Here is a 20,216-nt window from a genome sequence, read left to right on the forward strand (position 1 = left end):
CCGCGCATCCGCACATCCTGGCGAGCCGACCGCCCGGGGCGAGGGGTCAGCGCTCGGCGACGATGTCCATGCCCGGACCCTCGGCGGTGCGGGGAGCGAAGCCGTGGCGCTCGTAGAACGCGGCTCGGCCGCGCGCGGCGAAGAGCTGGATGTCGTTCACGCCGCGCTGACGTGACTCGTCGACCAGCATCCGCAGGATCTCGCTCCCGATGCCGCCGCCACGCGCTGCCGTCGCCACGATCATCTCCGTGACGAATGCGTGCAGGGCGCCGTCGCTGATCAGGCGACCGAGGCCGATCAGGCGACCGTCGTCATCACGCGCCGTGCACACGACCCAGCTGCCGGCGAGCGCGTTTTCGAAGGTCTCGAGCGACCACTCGGCCCAGCCCGTCTCGCCATAGAGCATCGCGAACTCGGCGGCCGTGGGAGGCGCGAAAGAGTAGTGCACCGTCATCCTGCGTCTCCGAGCAGGGCGTGCCGCCAGCCCGCCCCATCGCGCTCGTAGACGACGCGGGTGTGGCGACGGTCGAGCGATCCCTGCCAGAACTCCACGCGGGTCGCCTCGATGCGCCACAGCGCCCAGTCGCCTTCCGCGACGTCCCGGCGTGCCGCCTCCGACCGTGCCGCGAGGTCGGCTGCGGTGTCGTCCGCGCTCGCCTCACAGACCGGCCCGCGCACGCGCACGGCGCGCATGACCGGCTGCCACCAGAACGCCAGGGCTGCTGCGGGCTGCGCTGCGAGCTGCCCGCCCTTCGCGGAGGAGCGCGTGCTCGCGAACGCCCAGCCGCGGTCGTCGACGTCTTTGACGATCAGTGTGCGGGCATCGGGGATGCCGTCCGCGGCGACCGTCGCGAGGGTCGCGGCGTGGGGCTCGGCGACACCCGCGGCGGCTGCTTGGTGGATCCACTTCTCGAACAGCGTCACCGGCGATGCGGGGAGCCGGTCGGTGTCGAACGCCGGAGGGGTGCCGGTCAGCGAGGCCTGCGAGCGCAGCCACTCGCGCAGCGCGCTCATGCTGCGAGCCAGGCGACGTCGGCGAAGAGCTCGCGCAGGTCGTTGACGAGTCGAGCGGTGTGGAAGCCGTCGGCCGCGGCGTGGTGCACCTGCACGGCCATGGGCAGCAGCATCCGTCCGTCACGCTCGACGTAGCGCCCGAGCGTGAAGATCGGCGCGAGGTGAGCCTCGACGCCCTCGACGTTCAGGTTGAAACCGGTGAAGTCGGTCCACGGCAGGCTCGACACGTCGAAGCTGTTCGGGGGAGGCGGACCCTGCGGGAAGAGCTCGGTGCTGCCGGCGTGATCGGCGATCACGCGGGCAGCGGCGTCGTGGAAGGCGGCGAAGTCGCGGTCGAAGGCCACCGAGACGCTCGAGAACGTCTCGGTCTCGGGGTGGAAGACGGTGAACGAGGGCTGAACCTCCGGCCAGACCGCGGGCGCGCCGTCGGCGGTGAGCGTCATGCGGAACTCCGGATGGCGGTTGACGATCGACGCGATCGCCCAGATCTGCGCGACGTAGGTGCGGCGCCCGGAGGAGCGCACCGCCGCGACGAAGTCCGTCACGTCGATCTCGACCGTCATCGAGTAGGTGCAGCGAACGGTGCGCAGGTAGTGGTCGAAGTGCCGCCGTCGCGGCCAGGTGTCGAGGTCGATGGGGGCGGCGTCGTGCATGTCCTCATCCTCCCAAAGCAGCCGTCGCGCCGCAGATGCGCGAAAGTAGAGGCACTATGACCGACACCAAGCCCTCCGTTCTCTTCGTCTGCGTGCACAACGCCGGTCGCTCGCAGATGGCCGCGGGGTTCCTCCGCGACATCGCCGGCGACCGCATCGAGGTCCGCTCCGCCGGGTCCATGCCCGCCGATCGGATCAACCCGGTCGCGGTCGAGGCGATGGCCGAGCTCGGCATCGACATCACCGCCGAGCAGCCGAAGGTGCTCACGACCGAGGCCGTGCAGGCATCCGACGTCGTCATCACGATGGGATGCGGTGACGCTTGCCCGTTCTTCCCCGGCAAGCGCTACGAGGACTGGAAGCTCGACGACCCCGCGGGTCAGGGCATCGACGCCGTCCGCCCCATCCGCGACGACATCCGCGAGCGCATCCGTCAGCTGGTCGACGAGCTCATCTGACGGCGCCGCGAAACGACGATCGCCCGCAGCGGACGGGTGTCCGTTGCGGGCGATCGAGAAGAAGCGTCAGCGCGCGGCGCCGGCGAGGGTGCCGGTGACCTGGCCCTGCGGGTCGCCGATGAGGCAGAGGATCTCACGGTCGCCGGCGTCCCAGCTGCCTGCGGTGGGGACGTAGTAGTTGAAGCCGAGCACCGACTCCTCGTACGAGATGCCGACGAAGGGGGCGAACGCGTCGTAGCAGACCTGCTCGGCCTCGGTCTGGGCCGCCTCGACGCCGGGGAACTCGTCGGCGTCGATGTCCTGTGCGTGGTAGGCCTCGAGGTCGTGGGCCTCGCTGCACGGGACGGTGGGAGTCTCGGTGACCTCGGTGTCGGCCGTGCCGGAGTCGAGCATGCAGTCGCCGACGCGGATCGCGAAGACGTCGGTGCTCGCGTTCGACTCGGCGATCGCGCCGGACTCGTCACGGACCGGGGCGGCCGCTCCGCCACCGGTGAAGGCGTTGAGCGTGGAGCAACCGGTCGCGAGCAGGGCGACGGTCAGCGCGGCGGCGGGCAGGGCGAGGAGTCGACGAGCAGTGTTCACGTCGACCGACTCTATCCACTTTCCGCCATTTCTGGGAAATCCTGATGATTCTCCTGAGTGTTCATCCGCCGCTTCAATGAAACGCTTCACGCCACGCCACACCGGGCACGTCGCGAAGGGCCGTGTAGACGGGGATGCCCCGCTCTCGGGCGATCGCGACGTCCTGATCTGCGCCGCGCGACTCGCCGGGCAGGCGGAGGACCGCGTCGCAACGCTGCAGCAGGCGATGGGCGACCGGGTACATCACCTTCTCGGCCAGGGGGTCGGTGGGACCCGAGGCTCCTGCACTGAAGAGCACGGGCAGGGCGACCCACTCGCCGATCATCGGGATGTGCCCGGCCTCGAAGAGCGGCCACGCCGCCTCCTCCAGGCGATCCAGGTTGCGCCGCATCAGGGCAGGGTCGCCGCCGGTGCCCGACGCATAGGGTCCGGCGATGAGGATCATGAGGGAATCGGTCGTGGCTTGTGCGGTCATGGCTCGATAGTATGCATAAACATGCACAAACGTGAAGGAGTCGGAATGCTTGCCGCATCGCGAAAAGATCTGCTGCTCGCGCGGCTCCGCGCCGACGGTCGCATCGTCGCGAAGGAGCTGGCTGCCGAGCTGGGGGTCTCCGAAGACAGCATCCGCCGCGATCTTCGCGAGCTGGATGCCGCCGGCCTCGCGGTTCGCGTCTACGGGGGTGCGGTTCCGGCGTCGCCCGCGGTCGCCGATTACGCGTCGCGTCAGGCGGTCGCAACCGAGAGCAAGCAGCGCATCGCCCGCTTCGCCGCCGGCCTCGTCGAGCCGGGGAGCACCGTGATCGTCGACGGGGGGACCACGGCGCTCGCCACCGTTCGAGCGCTCGATCCGGCACTGACGTGCACGATCGTGACCCACAGTCCGACCGTGGCCGCGGCGCTGCTCGACCACGCGGCCGAGGTCATCATCATCGGCGGGCGGCTGTTCAAGCACTCGGCGGTCGCGAGCGGTGCCGCGGCGGTCGAGGCCGCCCGGATGGTGCGGGCCGACCGCTTCCTGCTCGGGGTCACCGGCATCCACGCCGACGCGGGCCTGACGACGGGCGATGCCGACGAAGCGGCCATGAAGCGCGTGCTCGCCGAGCGCGCTGCCGAGACCTACGTCCTCGGCAGCGAGGAGAAGATCGGCGCGGTGTCGCCGTTCACGGTGCTGCCGTTCGACGAGGTCACGGGGGTCATCGTCGATCCCGCGGCTCCGGCCACCAGCCTGGCGGCCCTCGACCGCCGCGGCGTTCCTTTGCTCGGCGCCGGGTGACGCGTTCCGGGTGACGTGATCGTCGCAGCTCGCTAGGCTGAGCGCCATGCAATGCCGGTGAACTCGCTTCCGACCCCCCATCCGCGCGTCGACGCCGACGTGATCGAAAGGTTCACCCATGCACGCTTCTTCTGCTGCGCCCGCTCTGCCGCTGACCGGAAAGACCGCCCTGGTCACGGGCGTCTCGCGCCGCCGGGGCATCGGCTTCGCCGTCGCCACCACCCTCGCCGGACTCGGCGCGAACGTCGTCATCCATCACCACCGGCCGCATGACCTCGACCTGCCGTGGGGCGGCGACGATCTCGACGCTGTGCGCGACGGCATCCGTTCTCACCTCGTGGGCGACGCGAGCTTCGCCGACATCGCCGGCGACCTGAGCGTCGCGACGGCGGCGGCCGACCTGGTCGATGAGGCGGCCGCGGTGACGGGCGCGCTCGACATCCTCGTCTGCAACCACGCCAAGAGCGGCGACGACGGCAGCATCCTCGATATGACGCCCCAGCGTCTCGACGCGTTCTGGGACGTCAACACCCGTGCGACCCTGCTCCTCACCGCGGCGTTCGCCGCCCGCTTCGCCGACGTCCCGTCGGTGCCCCGCCGGCCCGGCGACCGGATCTCGGGGTCGAAACCGTACGACGCACCCCGCGGGCACGTCGTGTGGATGACGTCGGGCCAGATCCACGGTCCGATGGTCGGTGAGGTGGCCTATGCGACCAGCAAAGCCGCCCTCGCAGGCGTCACCGGAACGGTCGCGGCGGAGCTGCTCGAGCTCGGCATCATCCTCAACACCGTGAACCCCGGACCGGTGAACACGGGCTATCTCGACCCCGACACCACCGACCGCTCGCTCGACGACTTCGACGACTGGCTGGCGACGACGGCGTTCGGACGCGTCGGGCGTCCCCAGGACCCCGCCGAGCTGATCGGCTGGCTCTGCAGCCCGGCGGGGTCGTGGCTGGTCGGCCAGGTGCTCACGAGCGACGGCGGCTTCAGCCTGGTCGGCTGAGGGGAGGCGCTTCAGCGCTTGTTCGTCGAGGCGAGGGCGACGATCTCGCCCCGGGTGGACGCTCCCGTCTTCCGGCGGATGTTGCGGATGTGATTCTCGACCGTGCGAACGCTCAGGACCAGCTTGGCGGCGATGTCGCCGTTGGACATGTCGGCCGCGATGAGCTGGACGATCTCGCGTTCGCGCGGTGTGAGAAGCATCGCCGTGCGGTCGCGCCGCGTCCGTCTGACGTTCGTGTCGGCCAGTTCGCGGGCCGCTTCTCGGCAGGCCGCTGCGCGGTCGTTGTCGCCGTGATCTCGATAGAGGTGCGCGGCGAGGTTGAAGTACTTCAGGGCTTCGGTCGCCATCCCCTCGCCGCGCAGCCCGCGGGCGGCAGCCTCGACTCGGGCCGGGTCCTGCGCGTGGGCGGCGGCGCGGGCCTCGAGGAAGATCGCGTACATCGGCCCGCCCAAGCGCTGCGGTTGGTCGGCGACCTGCGCGGCGAGCTCGGGGTCGTAGTGGATGTAGAGGGAGGCGAGCATTGCCAGGTCCGCCGCGAGGCCGTACCCGCGGCGTCGCGCGTCGCGTGTCACTTCGGCGAAGATCTCGGCCGCGACCTCGGTCGCCCCGCTGACGGCGACCGAGAACGCCTCCGTCCAGCGCAGGTCGCTCAGCACCATGCCGTCCGACGCCCCGGCGATCTGCGCGGCATGCTCCCGATACCCCGACGCCGCGCTCTCGTGTCCGGCGCGTGTGGAGATGACCGCCATGAGGACGAGCACCGCCCGGTCGGGCGAGAAGTAGAGGGTCTTGGCGCTGATCCCGGTCGTCAGCAGGATCGCGAGCGCGTCCTGCGCTTCGTCGAGGTTTCCCAGCGCGAGGTGACCGAGTGCGCCGAGGTAGGAGTGGCACGCGAACCCGATGCGATCCAGCGCGGAGATCGACCGCTGCGCGCCCCCCGCGGCGATGTCGACGAGTTCGGTGACCCGTCCCGTCGTGTAGAGGACGAGCCCGCGCATCAGCACGACTCCGACGCGCAACCATGGCCGGAGCTCGTCGTCGAGGCCGTCGAGCACGGTGATGCAGTCGGCGATCCGTCCGGAGACGAGGTGGCAGGCCGCAAGCAGGACCCCGGCGATGTCGGCGCCGAGCCCGCCCGCGGCGGCCCGCGCGGCGAGCACTCGCTCGTCATCGGGAGTGACTCCCTCGAGCTCCCAGCGGACAGCGCGGGCGAGGGTGTCGAGCGCCTCGGCGTAGGCGAATCCCGTCGGGACCTTCTCCGTGAGAGGGCGCACGACGTCGGACAGATCGGCGCCGCGCGATAGAAGCCAGCGCGAGTGGAAATGGCGCAGTGTCAGTTCCGCTTCATGATCCCGGCTGGTGCCGTAGAACAGTTCGGAGCACCGGCCGATGACGTCCTCGATCTCGCGCGGGTCGCTCGGCCCCGTCATGAGCAGTCCGAGGTAGCGCACGGCAGCGCCGGGGTCGCCCTCCTCCTGCCATCGCGCCCGCGCGACACCGACCTGGACGTCGAAGGCCTCGGTGAACATGCGCGAGACCGCCGGGACGTCTGCCAGCTGCAGCGGAGCCGGTGTCGGTGACGCCGACCGCTGCGGAACACCGGCGGGGCGGAGCCGCTCGAGCAGCAGGGCGCGAGTCTGCGTGTCGAGACGCGAGCTCTCGTGCGCGAGTCTGTCGGTCGCGTGGCTGAGGATGCGCCGGCGCCGTGCCGTCGCGGGCTGATTGCGGAAGTAATCCCCCAGCCCGGGCGGGTGCACGGCGACCATCGCGCGTCGATCGGCACCGACCTCGGTGACGCGCACGAGCTGATTGTCCTCCAGCTCCTCGAGCAGGTCGGCGCCCAGGAGGGCCCACGCCGCGGTCACCTCCACCGTTCCCGTCGTGGCGAGTAGCTCCACGGCATCCCGGATCTCCGGCCGGTAGGAGTAGAGCACCGACTCGTAGGCGCCGCGGGCGTCGTCGGACCAGAGCGCGGGGCCGGAGACCCATTGGTCCCCCGAGCGCCAGATCAGTCCGTGAGCGAGCGCCCCGTCGAGCAGTGCGACCGCCAGACCGGGGATTCCCGCCGAATCCATGTGGATGCGCGCCGAGACGCTCGGCGCGAGCGATCCGTCGACCCTCTCGTCCAGGAGCGAATGAAGGACATCGAGCCGCAATCCCTCGAGCGCGATCTGCACGACGGGATGGGCGGCCTTGATCAGCAGGTGCTCGTCCGGGTCGGTCAGCGCGCGGCGGAGAGTCGACGCGACGATCGGGCGTCGCAGCAGCCGGTGCAGCTGGATCAGCGCGGACCACGACGCCGAGTCGAGCAGGTCTGCATCGTCGATCATCACGACGCTGTCGCCGCTGGAGAGGTATCGGGCGAGAGCATCGCTGATCGCGGCGGCCGTTCCGCCCTCCTCTGCGACCGCTCTCCGATACGCGGGCGGGAGAGCCACGCGCAGCGCCTCGAGCGGGGAGTGGGATGCCGTCCCCACCACGTTGAGGATGATGTAGTCGAGATCGGCGAGGGTGCTCCGCACCTGGCTGAGGATCTCGGATCTGCCCGACCAGCGGATCCCGACGAGTTCGACGCTGGTCCCTTGGCGGAGGAGTTCGACGATGCGATGCGTCTCATGGGATCTGACGGACAAGCGCGCTTCCTTTCGGTGCGTGGGCGGTGAGGGCTCTCGATGACCGAGAACCGGGTGCCTCCCACACACAATCTGGCACTGACCGCTGTCAGTTTTCCAGGACCGCCGTGCTCCCGTCTCAGCTGAGCAGCTGCATCTCACGAGGCGACCCCATGTCGACGCGCTCCGCCTCCGGGCGCGGGCGGCGCCGCTGAGCCGGGATGATGAAGAGCGTCAGGGCGAGCGCAGACACCGTCAGACGCCCTTCGATGCTCTGCAGGTACGCGAAGGTTCGAGCTGCGATGCCCGAGAGCGCGAAGCGGGGGGTGCCGAGCACCTGCTCCTGCGTGACCGGCTGCGGGTCGCGGCTGCTGTTCGCGTCTCCGCGAAGCCAGGCGCCGTCCTCCGTCAGAGAGTCGACGCGGTGCACGTACTGGCTCTGCCCCGACCCGAGGTCGAGCGAGGCGACGACGACCTCTCCCACTTTCCGGAGCTCGTCTCCGGTCGGGTTCTGTACCGAGAGGACGTCGCCCACCTGGAAAGTCGGCACCATCGAGCCGCTCGAGACCGTCACGAAGCGGTCGCCGCTCACCGTCGTCCATGCGAAGGGGAGCACCAGCAGGACGAGGAGGAGCACCGCGCTGCTGCGGAGGAATGCGCGGATCATGCGCGGTCCTTTCGGTCGGGCACGGGTCAAGGTGCGTTCCGGGAAGGCTCGGGGGCGGCGCGGGGAGGGCGCCGCCCCCGAGGCCGATCACGCCGGGTTCATGTAGCTGACGACGAAGTCGGCCGTCACGCGGTGCTCGTCACCGGCGTCGCCCTCGAGGACCGTCGGGTCCTCGAGCAGGATGCGCACCGGCACCTGGATCGAGGCGTTGCCCTCGATCGCGGAGGCCAGGCCGAGGGCCGTCGTGAACTCGACCGGCTCGGCCAGCGTTCCGGCCGCGACCCAGCTCGTGACCTGACCCGAGGCGTCGGTGACGCCGTAGCGGACCTGCAGGTTCTGCGCGAGGTTCGGCGAGATGTCGCCGCGCGTCTCGAAGCTGGCCGCGTACTGCGCCGCGTCACCGCCCTTGTTGGTGACGGTCCAGGTCGCGTCGACGAACTGGTTGTACTTCGTGGTGTCGAAGACGTGGTCGATCGGGGCGCCGGCGACCGTGAGGAGCGCGCCTCCGATGTCGTCGATGTCGCTTCCGGGAGCCGTCGCCGAGAACCGGTTGTCCACGATGGACGTCACGTGGTCCCAGTTCGCTCCGACGCCGACCATCCCGACGCCGAGGGCTCCCGCCGCGATCACGGCCAGCAGCTTCTTCCGGTTCTTGTTCGACTGCGTCTTCTCCATCGTCTTCTCCATCGTCATCTCCACTCGTTTCGTATGGGAAACCGCACCCGACCGGGATGTTCTGCCCGGGTCGCCGTTGCTGCGCGGCTAATCAGAGGTTAGGAATCGCGCGGGATCCCTCAGCCGCGAAGCCGGGTCAGGTGAGTGACGACGAGTGCCCACCTAGGTGCGTGCCCCGGGTGGGCGCACGCACACCTAGGTGCCGGGTGCGTCGTGATGCTGCTCCCGCCGGCGCAAGAGGAGGCCGACGACCATGGCGAGCGCGGCCAGGAGCGAGGGCACCAGCCAGATCGACGACGGGGCGCCCGAGGCCGCCAGCCCGTTCCCATGGCCGGGGGCGTCGCTCGGCGTGCCCGCGATGTACGACAGCTCGAAGTTCGCCGTCACCCTCTGCGTCTGACCCGACGGTAGATCGGAGGCGTCGCCGAGCGTCACTCGGACCGGGATGCTCGTCGAGCCGGGGCCCACCATGGTGGAGGCGCCCGTCACCGTGGAGTAGGGGACGGGATCGGCCAGGGTTCCCGCGGGCAGCCAGCGCGTCGCCGTCCCGTCCTCACCGCCGATGCCGTACTCGATCGCGAGGGCTTCGGCGAGCGGCGCGCTCACGTCGCCCACGGTGACGAAGACGCCCTCGAAGCTGTAGTCCGCCTCCCGGTGCGCGGTCAGCGTCCAGCGAGCCTCCACACTGTCGCCGGGGCGGGCCGTGTCGAAGGAGTGGATCAGCGGCGATCCCTCGAGGACGAGGCCGGGCGGATCGGTACGGCCCTCGTCCTGGGTCGCGCTGGCGGGAGCGCCGGCGGTGAACGTCAGCCCGAGAAGGGCTGCCGTGGCGAAGCCGATCCGGTGGAGGAGCTGTCCGGAGCGTCGCTCCGGAGCCGCGTTCGCCTTCGGCCTCGGGGCTCGTCGCGGACGTCGTTCTCTGTGTGGCACGGTGCGCTCCTCTCCTGTACGAGAGCGCATCGGTCAGCGTCGTGCGGCACGCCCCCATGGACGCGCCGGATCCGCTGCGGCGCTCCGGTCAGATGCTCGCAGGCGTCTCTGTCTGGCGGCGGACGCCCGGTTCGGATTGCGTGCTCATCGCGGTGCGGCTGAGTGCCGCTCGTCGCGTTCTGAGTGCGGGCCGAAAGCGGAGGGCGACGCTCCGGGGGCGCCCCCGACCCCCCTTGTTGCTGTTCCGACGCGGAGATACCGTCGCCCCCGAGGGGACGAACCACACGGAATGAGGATTTCATGGCCGATTTGATCGTGATCGCTTTTGACACCGAGGCGGATGCCGAAGCCGCCTACAACGAGATTCAGGCTCTCCAGAACGACCTGGTCGTCGAACTCGCCGGCCTCGCCCTGGTCAAGGTCGACGACGAGGGGAAGACGAAGGTCGAATACCCCGGCGTCGTCGGGAAGGTGGGAGCCGGCGCCGCGGGCGGAGCGCTGTTCGGGGCGCTGATCGGCATCCTGTTCTTCGTGCCCATCGCCGGGCTCGTCTTCGGCGGACTGTTCGGGGCGCTGTTCGCGGGCCTCGACAAGACCAATCTGGATGCCGAGTTCCGCGACCGCGTGAAGTCCGCCGTCTCCGCCGGGAAGTCGGCGGTCGTGCTCTATGCGACCAAGATCACGACGGACAAGTTCGCGTCGGCGCTCGCCGGCTACAACGGCACCGTCGTGCAGACGTCGCTGTCGGAGAAGGACGAGCGAGAGCTCATCCACGACCTCAGCAGCACGCGGTAATCCGGGGCGCGTCCGGGTCGGGGTGTCATTCGCCGCACCCCGGCCCGGTTCGTCAGTCCGCGCGGACCAGCAGGTCGCCGATCTCGCAGTCGAGCGCCCGACAGATCGCGGAGAGCGTCGAATAGCGGATGGCGCGGGCGCGATCGTTCTTGAGCACCGAGAGGTTCACGACCGAGACGCCGACCATCTCGGACAGGCGCGTGAGGGTCATCCCGCGCTCGGCGAGCAACTCGTCGAGGCGGCAATGGACCCCGCTTGGGCCGTCGTCGTCTGCCGGGCTCACACGAGGCCCTCGGTGTCGCGCTGCAGGCGCACGCCACGTCGGAAGGCGACCGCGATGAGGCCGACGGTCACACCGACCGCCCATACCGGCGCCCATTGCCAGAAGTCGAGGAAGTGCAGCGGTTCGACCTCGTCGACACCCAGGGCGGTGAGGATGCCGTTACGCCCGATGTTCTCGAGGACGAGCACGACGAATCCTCCTCCGACGAGCGCCCACCCGATGATGTCGAAGGCGCGAGCGGTCGCCGGGACGAAGAACCGACCGCGCAAGAAGCTGCGCGCCACGTACATCACCGCGAGGATCACGAGGAGCGATGCGACGCCCCACGCGATGATCGAGCCGGCGAGCGCGGCCGCCGTTCCGCCATCGACCTCCGGCGCGATGACGAGGGCGTTCTGCACGATGCCGTCGACGTATCCCGTGCCGGATCCGACGGATGCCGAGAACGGTTCGTCGTCGATGTCGATCCTCCACGCGACGCCCGCCTCGCGGAAGACGTCCACGAAACGCGCGATGACCGTCAGCACGACGGTGATCGCGGCGCCGATGCCGAGGAGGAGGACGGTGATCGCGTCGGCGGCATCCGACCGGGGTCCACGGGTGAGGGTCATCACACCAGTCCTTCCGTGTCGCGCTGAAGTCGTGAGCCGTACCGGAACACCGCGGCGAGGGCGGCGAGCCCGAGGCCCGCGGCGATCGGCCAGAACGGCAGGGTGATGTTGAGAGTCGCTTCCGGCCACCAGGCGAGCGGGTCGTCGATTCCGGGGATCTCGCTCCACCCCGCGCTTTCCCGGGCGAAGAGCTCCTGCGAGGCCATGGTCCCGGCGATGTCCGAGAGCACCTGAGCGGCGGTTCCGCCGGCAGCGACGATGACAGCGGTCGCCATCGTCATGCGCACGATGATGCGGGTGAAGGCGCGTCCGGCCAGGAGCTGGAAGCAGGCCACGGCGATGAGCGCTGCGATCGCGGCGGGTATCAGCGACCACAGCGCCTGCCCGGCGGTCCAAAGCCCGCGCGCGAGAGGGCTGATGCCTGCCGCATCTACCTCGGCGACCGTGAAGCCGCCGCCGACGACCTCGGCCGTCGGGCCCGCATCGATCGTGACTCCCGGAAGGAGCTCGGGCCAGAATGTCGCGACCGGAACGCTCATGCGCGGCGCGTCGGCGGCGAGGTTCTGAACCACGGAGATGGCCGCGCCGAGCAGGCCGAAGGCCGCCCACAGCGCGGACAGAGTCAGTGCGACGCTCACGACGGGAGAAGGTTCGCCGCGACGGCGTGCGCGTGCTGCAGCGACACCGAACACGGTGGCCGCGACGACGATCACCACCGCGATCACCAGGATCGGGCCGATGTTCCACAAGACCAGCATTCTCTGGACGCTCCATATCGATAGTCGTTGTTATCGACAAACGTTATGGCCTGACCCTGCCGAGCGCAACCCCGCGTAACGCTATGCCGACGGCGAACACGGGCATACCCGTATCCGTGCCTGGTTACTCTCTTTCGTAAGCGCCCGGAGTCCCGGCGCTCGAAGGAGGCTGACGATGTTCGAGAGATTCACGGATCGTGCCCGTCGCGTGGTCGTGCTCGCCCAAGAAGAGGCGAAGATGCTCAACCACAACTACATCGGGACCGAGCACATCCTCCTGGGTCTGATCCACGAGGGTGAAGGCGTCGCGGCCAAGGCCCTCGAGAGCCTGGGCATCTCGCTCGACGCCGTGCGCGAGCAGGTGCAGGACATCATCGGTCAGGGGCAGCAGCAGCCGACCGGTCACATCCCGTTCACGCCGCGCGCGAAGAAGGTCCTCGAGCTGTCGCTGCGCGAAGCGCTGCAGCTCGGACACAACTACATCGGCACCGAGCACATCCTCCTCGGCCTCATCCGCGAGGGCGAGGGCGTCGCCGCTCAGGTGCTCGTCAAGCTCGGCGCCGACCTGAACAAGGTGCGCCAGCAGGTCATCCAGCTGCTCAGCGGCTACCAGGGCAAGGAGCCCGCCGGCGCGACCGTCGGCGCGGGCGAGCAGACCCAGGCGCCGCAGGGCGGCTCGGCCGTGCTCGACCAGTTCGGGCGCAACCTCACGCAGGCCGCGCGCGACAACAAGCTCGACCCGGTGATCGGCCGCGAGAAGGAGATCGAGCGGGTCATGCAGATCCTCTCGCGTCGCTCCAAGAACAACCCCGTCCTGATCGGCGAGCCCGGCGTCGGCAAGACCGCCGTCGTCGAGGGCCTCGCCCAGGCGATCGTCAAGGGAGATGTGCCCGAGACGCTCAAGGACAAGCAGGTCTACTCGCTCGACCTCGGATCGCTCATCGCCGGTTCCCGCTACCGCGGCGACTTCGAGGAGCGCCTGAAGAAGGTCACGAAGGAGATCCGCACCCGCGGCGACATCATCGTCTTCATCGACGAGATCCACTCGCTCGTCGGTGCCGGTGCGGCCGAAGGCGCGATCGACGCGGCGTCGATCCTCAAGCCGCTGCTCGCCCGCGGCGAGCTCCAGACGATCGGTGCCACGACTCTCGACGAGTACCGCAAGCACTTCGAGAAGGATGCCGCCCTCGAGCGCCGGTTCCAGCCGATCCAGGTCGGCGAGCCCAGCATCCCTCACGCGATCAACATCCTGAAGGGCCTGCGCGACCGCTACGAGGCGCACCACAAGGTGCAGATCACCGACGGTGCACTGGTCGCCGCGGCCAACCTCGCCGACCGGTACGTCAGCGATCGCTTCCTGCCCGACAAGGCCATCGACCTGATCGATGAGGCCGGCGCCCGCCTGCGCCTGTCGATCCTGTCGTCGCCGCCCGAGCTGCGCGAGTTCGACGAGAAGATCGCCAAGGTCCGTGAGGACAAGGAGCGCGCGAGCGAGGAGCAGGACTTCGAGAAGGCCGCGGCGCTCCGCGACGAGGAGAAGTCGCTGCTCGCCGAGCGCCTGCGTCTCGAGAAGCAGTGGCGTTCGGGTGACGTCGCGTCGCACGCGGTGGTCGACGAAGGCCTTATCGCCGAAGTGCTCGCCCAGGCCACCGGCATCCCGGTGTTCAAGCTCACCGAGGAGGAGACCAGCCGTCTCGTCTTCATGGAGAAGGCGCTGCACCAGCGCGTCGTCGGCCAGGAAGAGGCCATCGCGGCGCTCTCGCGCACGATCCGTCGTCAGCGTGCTGGTCTGAAGGACCCCAAGCGTCCCTCGGGCTCGTTCATCTTCGCCGGTCCCACCGGCGTCGGAAAGACCGAGCTGGCCAAGGCGCTCGCCGAGTTCCTGTTCGACGACGAGGGTGCGCTGATCTCCCTCGACATGTCGGAGTTCGGCGAGAAGCACACCGTCTCGCGTCTGTTCGGTGCCCCTCCCGGATTCGTCGGATTCGAAGAGGGCGGCCAGCTCACCGAGAAGGTGCGCCGCAAGCCGTTCTCGGTCGTGCTCTTCGACGAGATCGAGAAGGCCCACCCCGACATCTTCAACTCGCTGCTGCAGATCCTCGAAGAGGGTCGTCTGACCGACGGTCAGGGCCGCATCGTCGACTTCAAGAACACCGTGATCATCATGACGACGAACCTCGGTTCGTCGGCGATCGCCGGTGGTCCGGTCGGCTTCCAGGTCGAGGGCAACGCGCAGACCAGCTACGAGCGGATGAAGGGCAAGGTCGACGAGGAGCTCAAGCGGCACTTCAAGCCCGAGTTCCTCAACCGCGTCGACGACGTCATCGTCTTCCCGCAGCTGAACAAGGCCGAGCTCCGTCAGATCGTCGACCTGTTCACGAAGCGACTGAGCGACCGTCTGCTCGACCGCGACATGACGGTGGAGCTGTCGGATGCCGCGAAGGACCGCCTCATCGAGATCGGCTTCGACCCGGCGCTCGGTGCCCGGCCGCTGCGTCGTGCGATGCAGCGCGAGGTCGAGGACCAGCTCAGCGAGAAGATCCTGCACGGTGAGCTCAACGCGGGCGACCACGTCAAGGTCGACACCGAGGGCGGAAAGTTCGTCTTCGAGACGGCTCCGCGCGAGGGCAAGGTCGCGGTCGGCGTCGGCGCGGCCGGCGAGATCGCCGCGACCCCCGACATCGCTGCGAGCGGCGACTGACCGGGTTCGCGAGAGCGACCAGCTGCACTGAGGGGCGGATGCTGCGGCATCCGCCCCTCCGGCGTTTCCGGCGCGGGTGGGTCGTGCGCTGGCTCGGAGGGCGAGGGCATGGCTCGGACGGCCGCCGGTGCCCGAGAATGGCGGGATGCAGTCGAACACCGTCGTCGTTCGTGCCGTCGACAGGATGGATGCGGATCGGGCTGCCGTCTCGGGCCTCCTTCGCGATTACCACCTGCAGACGGAACACGAGAAGGCCCAGCACGGGGCGGTGGACCGGCTCGCCGGTGCTGAGCTCCCGGCGCGATACCAGGCCGAGATCGACGACCCGGCGTCGGCGTTCGCGGGAGCGGTGGTCGTCGTCGCCGAGGGGCACGACGGGGTCGTCGGCATGGTGGCGTTGCAGCGCTCCGGACGCGACGTCGAGGTGAAGCGGCTGTGGGTCGCGCCGGCCGGACGCCGGCGCGGGGTAGCGGCGGCTCTCATGGCATACGCGCGCGAGCACGCCGAGCGAGCGGATGCGGAGGGGCTGCGGCTGTCCGTCTGGGACTGGCGCGCCGACGCGCTCGCCCTCTATCGGTCTCAGGGTTTCACCATCGAGCCGTCGTGGGAATCGCGCGCGCGACTGATCTGCCTGCGCCGAGCGCTGCGCTGACCTCAAGCTCGTCGCCCTCCGCTCATCTCCGCGCTCCGTTTCGCTTCCCGGTGTCGCCAACAGGCTGAGCGCGGTGGCGTGCGGTGTCTCGGTCGCCGTGTGCGCCCGGAGCCGGTCGACGGGACGCGTCGCATGGACCTCGGCGCGTTGCCCGCGGTCTGCCGCCCGCATCCCGGAGGGCGGTGTGCCGCGTGTGATCGGCGCGAAACACAGCGGTTCTACGATCGGCGCGTGAGCAGCGACGACGCCACGACGGCGCCCCGACCCGTCATCGGCCTGACGACCTACCTCGAGCGTGCGCAACAGGGGGTGTGGGACGTGCGGGCGAGCTTCCTGCCGCAGCAGTACTTCGACGGGGTGACGTCATCGGGCGGTGCCGCGCTGCTGCTGCCGCCGCAGCCGTCGCCCCGGGCCGCCGCGGATGTCGTGCTCGACCGGATCGACGGCCTCGTGCTCACGGGCGGCCTCGACGTGCAGCCCGAGCTGTACGGCGCCGAGCGGCACCCCCTCACGGATCCGGCCCGGTCCGACCGCGACGACTGGGAGCTGGCGCTGCTGCGAGGCGCCCGCGAGCGCGGCATCCCGGTTCTCGGCATCTGCCGCGGATTGCAGCTCATCAACGTCGCCGCGGGCGGCACGCTCCATCAGCATCTCCCGGACGTGCTGGGCACCGATCGCTACCAGCTCGGCGACGGTGTCTTCGCGCGGAACGAGGTCGCGGTGTCGGCCGGGACGATGCTGTCCGAGCTCGTCGGAACGGGCGCCCTCACCGTGAGCAGCTATCACCACCAGGGCATCGACCGCCTCGGCGACGATCTCGTGGTCTCGGCGCGCAGCGGCGAGGGGCTGCCGCAGGCGATCGAGTCTCCCGGGTCGGATTTCCTCGTGGCGGTGCAGTGGCATCCCGAGGAGGATGCCGCCGACCGCCGGCTCTTCCTCGGCCTCGTCGCCGCAGCGACGGAGTACGCAGCGGGCCGCTGAGCCCGCCGGCATCCGTGGCCGGTCGGCACGCGCTTACGTGCCGCGATGCAAGCATTCGTGCCCGACACCCCGGAGATGGATGCCCCGCCCCGGGGTGTCGGCGCGGATCCCTTGCATCCGCGCACGGCGGAACGCGAGCGGCACCCCCGGCGCGTCAGGGCTCGAGCGGGGCGACGTCGACCGAGACGCGCAGAGTCGAGGTCTTCGCCTCGGTGAAGATGATGCCCTTGACGGGCGAGACGTCGCCGTAGTCCCGGCCCCACGCGACCGTGACGTAGCGGTCGTTGGCCCACTGGTCGTTCGTCGGGTCGATCGCGAGCCACTGATCGGTGCCGGGCAGCCAGACCGCGAGCCACGCGTGCGAGGCATCGGCGCCGAAGACCCGCTCCTTGCCGGGCGGTGGCTGGGTCGCGAGGTAGCCCGAGACGTAGCGTGCCGCGACGCCGTGCGAGCGCAGGCACGCGAGGGCGACGTGAGCGAAGTCCTGGCAGACGCCGGCGCGCTTCTCCAGCGCATCGGCGACGGTGCTCGTGACGGTCGTCGCGGTGCTGTCGTAGTCGAAGTCGGTGTAGATGCGGTGCATCAGGTCGGTCGCCGCTTCGCCGATCGGGCGCCCCGGGGTGAGCGAGACCGCGCCGTAGGCGGCGGTGGCGTCCGACTGCGCGACGCGGGGAGACGGCATCGCGAACTCCGCGGCGCGCCACGCCCCCTCCTGGTCGGGATGCCGCAGCGGTCGCGCCGACTCCCAGGGCAGGTCGAGTGCTGCCGGGTCGTACTCCGGCGCGGAGACCACGACCTCGCTCGACGCCTCGATCGACAGCGCCTCATGCGCGTCGGTGACGTGGAAGTAGGTCGACCAGTTGCCGAAGTAGTCGGATTCGCGACGCATGTCGCCCGGGGCGGGGGAGACGACGACATCCGCCTCGCGCACCCGTTGCCCGGGCAGCTCGCGCGGGATCAGGTGGAACTGCCCGACGCTGTCCTCGACGGGGGCGCTGTAGGTGTAGGCGGTGCGATGCCAGACGCGGTACTGCTTCACGCGCGAGCCTCCATCAGTTCCTCGATGAGGGCGAGCGACGACAGGGCGACCGGGGGCGGGCCGCTCTCGAAGTGCAGCTCGTCGATCGCGTCGCCGAGCTGTTCGAGCTGCGCCATGAGGTCGTCGAGCAGCGCGGAGAGCGGCGATCGGATGCCGTCGACGGCATCCCCCAGCGCATCCGTGTCGATCGCGTCGACGAGGTTCTCGAGGTCGTCGACCAGGCGCTCCGGACGGGTCGACCCCGTCGATGCGGGAGCCGCCGCGAGATGCGTCCGCAGTTCGGCGAGGCAGAACGCGAGAGAGCGGGGGTTGTCGGGATCGCGCAGCAGCAGGTCGAGCACGTCGTCGAGGCGCACCGACCCGCGGAATCGGCGGCGGTGGGTGACGATGCTCTCCGACGCGGTGAGCAGCGCCTCGAGGACGGCCCGTTCGGTGCGCGCGTCGCGGCGGTCGACGACGACCCGCAGCACGTGGCACACCTGCAGTGCGCGCTCGAGGAAGCGTCCCGCCTCGATGAAGTGCCATCCGGTGTCGCGCATCATGTTGGCCGTCACGCCCTGCAACGACAGCACGACGGTGAGCATGCGTCCCGCCGACTCGGCCGTGCGGTGCGCGTGCGATGAGGCCCGGAGCGCACGAGAGGCGCGTTCGATGCCCGCGAAGACGCGCCAGGTGTCGCCCGACAGCTGGTCGCGGACTCCGTCGAGCGCCTCGCGCAGTCGGCTGAGCGCATGGGCGGCCGAGCCCACCCGCGCGGGGTCGAGCAGGAGCGACCGGAAGTCGGCGTCGGCGGCATCCGGTCCCGGCCCGGCGAGCCGGTGGACGGCGTCGCGCAGCACGCGGGCGCTCGTGTGGCTGGCGCGGCCGGCTCCGGCGAGGTCGAGCTGCTGCTGCGCCGTGAGCACGAGCCGCAGCAGGTCTTCGGCGCGCTCGGCGTAGCGACCCGACCAGAACATGTCGTCGAGGGCGCGCGGAGCGATGCTCGGCGCGCTGCGGCCGCCCGGGAGCGGGCCGATCTCGATGAGGCCCTGGTCGGCGTCACCTTCGGCGGCCTTCAGCACCCACACGTCCTTCGTGGTGGGGGCCGAGTCGGGACTCTCGCGGACCGTGGCGAGCCCGCCGAGGAGCGGGCGGTAGGCCGAGCCGTGGCGCAGAGTGAATGCGCGGAAGATCAGAGCCCGGGCGCGTGCCCCCTCGCCGGTCCAGACGGGGGCCTGCGAGAGGGGCAGCAGCTCCTGACCGACGTATCGGTGCGGGTTCGCCTCGATGCGGTCGGCGACGGCCGAGGCATCCCGTCCCGCGAGATCGCGGCGCGACCCGTCGATCGTCCGGACGAGCAACGTCGGGTCCTGCGCGCGCACGCGCTCGATGACGGTGGCGCACGCTTCGTCGTCACCGCACCACCACGTCGGGACGGCGGGCAGGCGCAGCTGTTCGCCGAGCAGCGCCTCGCATGCGGCGGGCAGGTATGGCAGGAGCGCCGGGTTCTCGAGGACGCCCGCTCCGAGGCCGTTGACCAGGCGCACGGTTCCGCGCCGCACCGCCTCGGTGAGGCCGGCCACGCCCAGGCGCGAGTCGGAGCGCAGCTCGAGCGGGTCGCACCATTCCGCGTCGACGCGGCGCAGGATGACGTCGACCTGCTCGGTCGGTTCCCGGCGGGGCCAGCCGGTGGGCTTCATCCACACCCGGCCGCCGCGCACGACGAGGTCGCTGCCCTGCACGAGCGACAGGCCCAGGCCCCGCGCGAGGAAGGCCTGGTCGAACGCGGTCTCGGAGTGCGGCCCCGGCGTCAGGACGACGACGCGGGGCTCGGTGACGCCCTCCGGCGCCGATGCGGCGAGCGTCGCGTGCAGCGCCGAGAAGTAGGGTTCCATGCGGTGCGGGTCGCTCTGCTGGTATAGATCGGGGAGCACCTGCGAGATGACGCGGCGGTTCTCCATCGCGAACCCGAGGCCGGACGGGGCCTGCACGCGGTCGGCGAGCACGCGCCATTCGCCGTCGGCGTCACGACCGAGGTCGGTGCCCGACAGCAGCAGCGGATGCCGGTCTGCCGCGGTCGCCCGCGCGAGGGGGCGGAGGAATCCCGAGTGGCCGAGCACCGCGGCGGCGGGGACGACCCCCGATGACAGCAGGGTCTGCGGTCCGTACAGGTCGGCGAGGACGGCGTTCAGCAGCTCGGCGCGCTGTGCGAGGCCCGTCTCGAGCGGGGCCCAGCTGGCGGCGTCGACGACGAGCGGAACGGGGTCGAGCTGCCAGGGCTGGGCGCCGCTGTCGGGCCGGACGTAGGTCACGCCGTCATCGGCGAGAAAACGGGTGATCTCGCCTTCGACGCGGCCGAGCTCGGACGGCGTCAGGGCCAGCGCGAGGCCCGCGAGAGACTGCCAGGCCGGGCGGAGGCCGCCGTCGGCGTCGACCACCTCGTCGTAGCGTGACAGGTCTGCAGGTCCGTGGGGAAGCGACGACAGCGGCAGTGTCGGCTGGGACACTGCGGCTGCGTAGTCACGGAGCACGCTCACGTCGGCA

21 protein-coding genes are annotated in these 20,216 nt (G+C 70.3%); 7 read left to right on the plus strand and 14 right to left on the minus strand.

What is annotated here, in order from left to right:
* Positions 1–46 precede the first annotated feature (46 nt).
* The 3 genes from C3481_RS13010 to catA are packed head-to-tail and all read right to left on the minus strand — an operon-like array spanning position 47 to position 1,667.
* On the minus strand, positions 47–454 hold the full coding sequence (locus C3481_RS13010; protein WP_023953782.1) for a GNAT family N-acetyltransferase: 408 nt from the start codon (positions 452–454) through the stop codon (positions 47–49).
* Positions 451–1,014: a pyridoxamine 5'-phosphate oxidase family protein gene (locus C3481_RS13015; protein ID WP_023953784.1), complete on the minus strand. Its 564-nt coding sequence runs from the start codon at positions 1,012–1,014 to the stop codon at positions 451–453. The genes C3481_RS13010 and C3481_RS13015 overlap by 4 nt, the downstream gene beginning before the upstream one ends.
* Entirely contained in the window at positions 1,011–1,667 is a 657-nt protein-coding gene (gene catA, locus C3481_RS13020) for a type A chloramphenicol O-acetyltransferase (RefSeq protein ID WP_023953786.1), read from the minus strand. The genes C3481_RS13015 and catA overlap by 4 nt, the downstream gene beginning before the upstream one ends.
* Before the next feature lie 56 nt (positions 1,668–1,723).
* Here catA and C3481_RS13025 point away from each other — a divergent pair, with 56 nt between their 5' ends.
* Positions 1,724–2,125 (plus strand): arsenate reductase ArsC, encoded by a 402-nt coding sequence (locus tag C3481_RS13025; RefSeq protein ID WP_023953788.1) that lies wholly within the window; start codon positions 1,724–1,726, stop codon positions 2,123–2,125.
* Between the two features lie 66 nt (positions 2,126–2,191).
* On the opposite strand, the gene C3481_RS13030 is transcribed toward C3481_RS13025, so the two are convergent.
* Both C3481_RS13030 and C3481_RS13035 read right to left on the minus strand, forming a co-directional pair.
* On the minus strand, positions 2,192–2,707 hold the full coding sequence (locus tag C3481_RS13030; protein WP_023953790.1) for a septum formation family protein: 516 nt from the start codon (positions 2,705–2,707) through the stop codon (positions 2,192–2,194).
* Positions 2,708–2,780: 73 nt separating this feature from the next.
* Positions 2,781–3,182, minus strand: a complete 402-nt coding sequence (locus C3481_RS13035; RefSeq protein WP_023953792.1) for a polyphosphate kinase — start codon at positions 3,180–3,182, stop codon at positions 2,781–2,783.
* Between the two features lie 45 nt (positions 3,183–3,227).
* Here C3481_RS13035 and C3481_RS13040 point away from each other — a divergent pair, with 45 nt between their 5' ends.
* Together C3481_RS13040 and C3481_RS13045 are read left to right on the plus strand one after the other, a co-directional pair.
* Positions 3,228–3,983: a DeoR/GlpR family DNA-binding transcription regulator gene (locus tag C3481_RS13040; protein WP_103842698.1), complete on the plus strand. Its 756-nt coding sequence runs from the start codon at positions 3,228–3,230 to the stop codon at positions 3,981–3,983.
* Between the two features lie 118 nt (positions 3,984–4,101).
* Positions 4,102–4,989, plus strand: coding sequence for an SDR family oxidoreductase (locus tag C3481_RS13045; RefSeq protein WP_103842700.1), 888 nt, complete (start codon positions 4,102–4,104; stop codon positions 4,987–4,989).
* Positions 4,990–5,000: 11 nt separating this feature from the next.
* Here the strand turns inward: C3481_RS13045 and C3481_RS13050 are convergent, their stop codons facing one another.
* From C3481_RS13050 to C3481_RS13065, 4 genes are all read right to left on the minus strand, one after another.
* Complete coding sequence (locus C3481_RS13050) at positions 5,001–7,622, minus strand: helix-turn-helix transcriptional regulator (protein WP_103842702.1); 2,622 nt, start codon at positions 7,620–7,622, stop codon at positions 5,001–5,003.
* Between the two features lie 118 nt (positions 7,623–7,740).
* Positions 7,741–8,268 carry a S26 family signal peptidase gene (locus tag C3481_RS13055; RefSeq protein ID WP_103842703.1) on the minus strand — a complete coding sequence of 176 codons (528 nt, stop codon included), beginning with the start codon at positions 8,266–8,268 and terminating at the stop codon, positions 7,741–7,743.
* Positions 8,269–8,355: 87 nt separating this feature from the next.
* Positions 8,356–8,961: a hypothetical protein gene (locus tag C3481_RS13060; protein WP_137750806.1), complete on the minus strand. Its 606-nt coding sequence runs from the start codon at positions 8,959–8,961 to the stop codon at positions 8,356–8,358.
* A gap of 177 nt (positions 8,962–9,138) precedes the next feature.
* Complete coding sequence (locus C3481_RS13065; protein ID WP_103842705.1) at positions 9,139–9,873, minus strand: hypothetical protein; 735 nt, start codon at positions 9,871–9,873, stop codon at positions 9,139–9,141.
* Positions 9,874–10,173: 300 nt separating this feature from the next.
* Between C3481_RS13065 and C3481_RS13070 the strand changes: the two genes are divergently transcribed.
* Positions 10,174–10,668: a DUF1269 domain-containing protein gene (locus C3481_RS13070; RefSeq protein WP_103842707.1), complete on the plus strand. Its 495-nt coding sequence runs from the start codon at positions 10,174–10,176 to the stop codon at positions 10,666–10,668.
* Between the two features lie 52 nt (positions 10,669–10,720).
* Here the strand turns inward: C3481_RS13070 and C3481_RS13075 are convergent, their stop codons facing one another.
* From C3481_RS13075 to C3481_RS13085, 3 genes are read right to left on the minus strand one after another with little or no spacing between them, the layout of a single operon-like run.
* The gene (locus C3481_RS13075) at positions 10,721–10,951 is read right to left on the minus strand and encodes a helix-turn-helix transcriptional regulator (protein ID WP_023953812.1); all 231 of its coding nucleotides are present in this window, start codon (positions 10,949–10,951) and stop codon (positions 10,721–10,723) included.
* Positions 10,948–11,562 carry a hypothetical protein gene (locus C3481_RS13080; RefSeq protein ID WP_103842709.1) on the minus strand — a complete coding sequence of 205 codons (615 nt, stop codon included), beginning with the start codon at positions 11,560–11,562 and terminating at the stop codon, positions 10,948–10,950. Before C3481_RS13080 ends, C3481_RS13075 begins: the two co-directional genes overlap by 4 nt.
* Positions 11,562–12,320, minus strand: a complete 759-nt coding sequence (locus C3481_RS13085; RefSeq protein WP_103842711.1) for a hypothetical protein — start codon at positions 12,318–12,320, stop codon at positions 11,562–11,564. The genes C3481_RS13080 and C3481_RS13085 overlap by 1 nt, the downstream gene beginning before the upstream one ends.
* 175 nt (positions 12,321–12,495) lie before the next feature.
* On the opposite strand from C3481_RS13085, the gene C3481_RS13090 reads away from it, so the two are divergent.
* The 3 genes from C3481_RS13090 to C3481_RS13100 all read left to right on the plus strand — a co-directional run bounded on the left by C3481_RS13090 (position 12,496) and on the right by C3481_RS13100 (position 16,654).
* The gene (locus C3481_RS13090) at positions 12,496–15,021 is read left to right on the plus strand and encodes an ATP-dependent Clp protease ATP-binding subunit (protein WP_023953818.1); all 2,526 of its coding nucleotides are present in this window, start codon (positions 12,496–12,498) and stop codon (positions 15,019–15,021) included.
* A 145-nt stretch (positions 15,022–15,166) separates the two neighbouring features.
* Complete coding sequence (locus tag C3481_RS13095) at positions 15,167–15,673, plus strand: N-acetyltransferase (RefSeq protein ID WP_258039123.1); 507 nt, start codon at positions 15,167–15,169, stop codon at positions 15,671–15,673.
* 231 nt (positions 15,674–15,904) lie between these two features.
* Positions 15,905–16,654, plus strand: a complete 750-nt coding sequence (locus C3481_RS13100) for a gamma-glutamyl-gamma-aminobutyrate hydrolase family protein (RefSeq protein WP_036304759.1) — start codon at positions 15,905–15,907, stop codon at positions 16,652–16,654.
* Positions 16,655–16,808: 154 nt separating this feature from the next.
* Here the strand turns inward: C3481_RS13100 and C3481_RS13105 are convergent, their stop codons facing one another.
* Positions 16,809–17,693, minus strand: a complete 885-nt coding sequence (locus tag C3481_RS13105) for a transglutaminase family protein (RefSeq protein WP_023953824.1) — start codon at positions 17,691–17,693, stop codon at positions 16,809–16,811.
* On the minus strand, positions 17,690–20,209 hold the full coding sequence (locus C3481_RS13110; protein WP_103842714.1) for a circularly permuted type 2 ATP-grasp protein: 2,520 nt from the start codon (positions 20,207–20,209) through the stop codon (positions 17,690–17,692). Before C3481_RS13110 ends, C3481_RS13105 begins: the two co-directional genes overlap by 4 nt.
* Positions 20,210–20,216 lie beyond the last annotated feature (7 nt).

Source organism: Microbacterium sp. Ru50, assembly GCF_002920555.1.
GTDB lineage: Bacteria > Actinomycetota > Actinomycetes > Actinomycetales > Microbacteriaceae > Microbacterium > Microbacterium arborescens.

Bases quoted from the DNA above. Each gene is read 5' to 3' on its own strand.
- C3481_RS13060 (WP_137750806.1), bottom strand. From the start codon at position 8,961: ATGACGATGGAGAAGACGATGGAGAAGACGCAGTCGAACAAGAACCGG.
- C3481_RS13085 (WP_103842711.1), bottom strand. From the start codon at position 12,320: ATGCTGGTCTTGTGGAACATCGGCCCGATCCTGGTGATCGCGGTGGTG.
- catA (WP_023953786.1), bottom strand. From the start codon at position 1,667: ATGCACGACGCCGCCCCCATCGACCTCGACACCTGGCCGCGACGGCGG.
- C3481_RS13025 (WP_023953788.1), top strand. From the start codon at position 1,724: ATGACCGACACCAAGCCCTCCGTTCTCTTCGTCTGCGTGCACAACGCC.
- C3481_RS13015 (WP_023953784.1), bottom strand. From the start codon at position 1,014: ATGAGCGCGCTGCGCGAGTGGCTGCGCTCGCAGGCCTCGCTGACCGGC.
- C3481_RS13090 (WP_023953818.1), top strand. From the start codon at position 12,496: ATGTTCGAGAGATTCACGGATCGTGCCCGTCGCGTGGTCGTGCTCGCC.
- C3481_RS13080 (WP_103842709.1), bottom strand. From the start codon at position 11,562: ATGACCCTCACCCGTGGACCCCGGTCGGATGCCGCCGACGCGATCACC.
- C3481_RS13055 (WP_103842703.1), bottom strand. From the start codon at position 8,268: ATGATCCGCGCATTCCTCCGCAGCAGCGCGGTGCTCCTCCTCGTCCTG.
- C3481_RS13070 (WP_103842707.1), top strand. From the start codon at position 10,174: ATGGCCGATTTGATCGTGATCGCTTTTGACACCGAGGCGGATGCCGAA.
- C3481_RS13095 (WP_258039123.1), top strand. From the start codon at position 15,167: ATGCAGTCGAACACCGTCGTCGTTCGTGCCGTCGACAGGATGGATGCG.
- C3481_RS13045 (WP_103842700.1), top strand. From the start codon at position 4,102: ATGCACGCTTCTTCTGCTGCGCCCGCTCTGCCGCTGACCGGAAAGACC.
- C3481_RS13010 (WP_023953782.1), bottom strand. From the start codon at position 454: ATGACGGTGCACTACTCTTTCGCGCCTCCCACGGCCGCCGAGTTCGCG.
- C3481_RS13035 (WP_023953792.1), bottom strand. From the start codon at position 3,182: ATGACCGCACAAGCCACGACCGATTCCCTCATGATCCTCATCGCCGGA.
- C3481_RS13040 (WP_103842698.1), top strand. From the start codon at position 3,228: ATGCTTGCCGCATCGCGAAAAGATCTGCTGCTCGCGCGGCTCCGCGCC.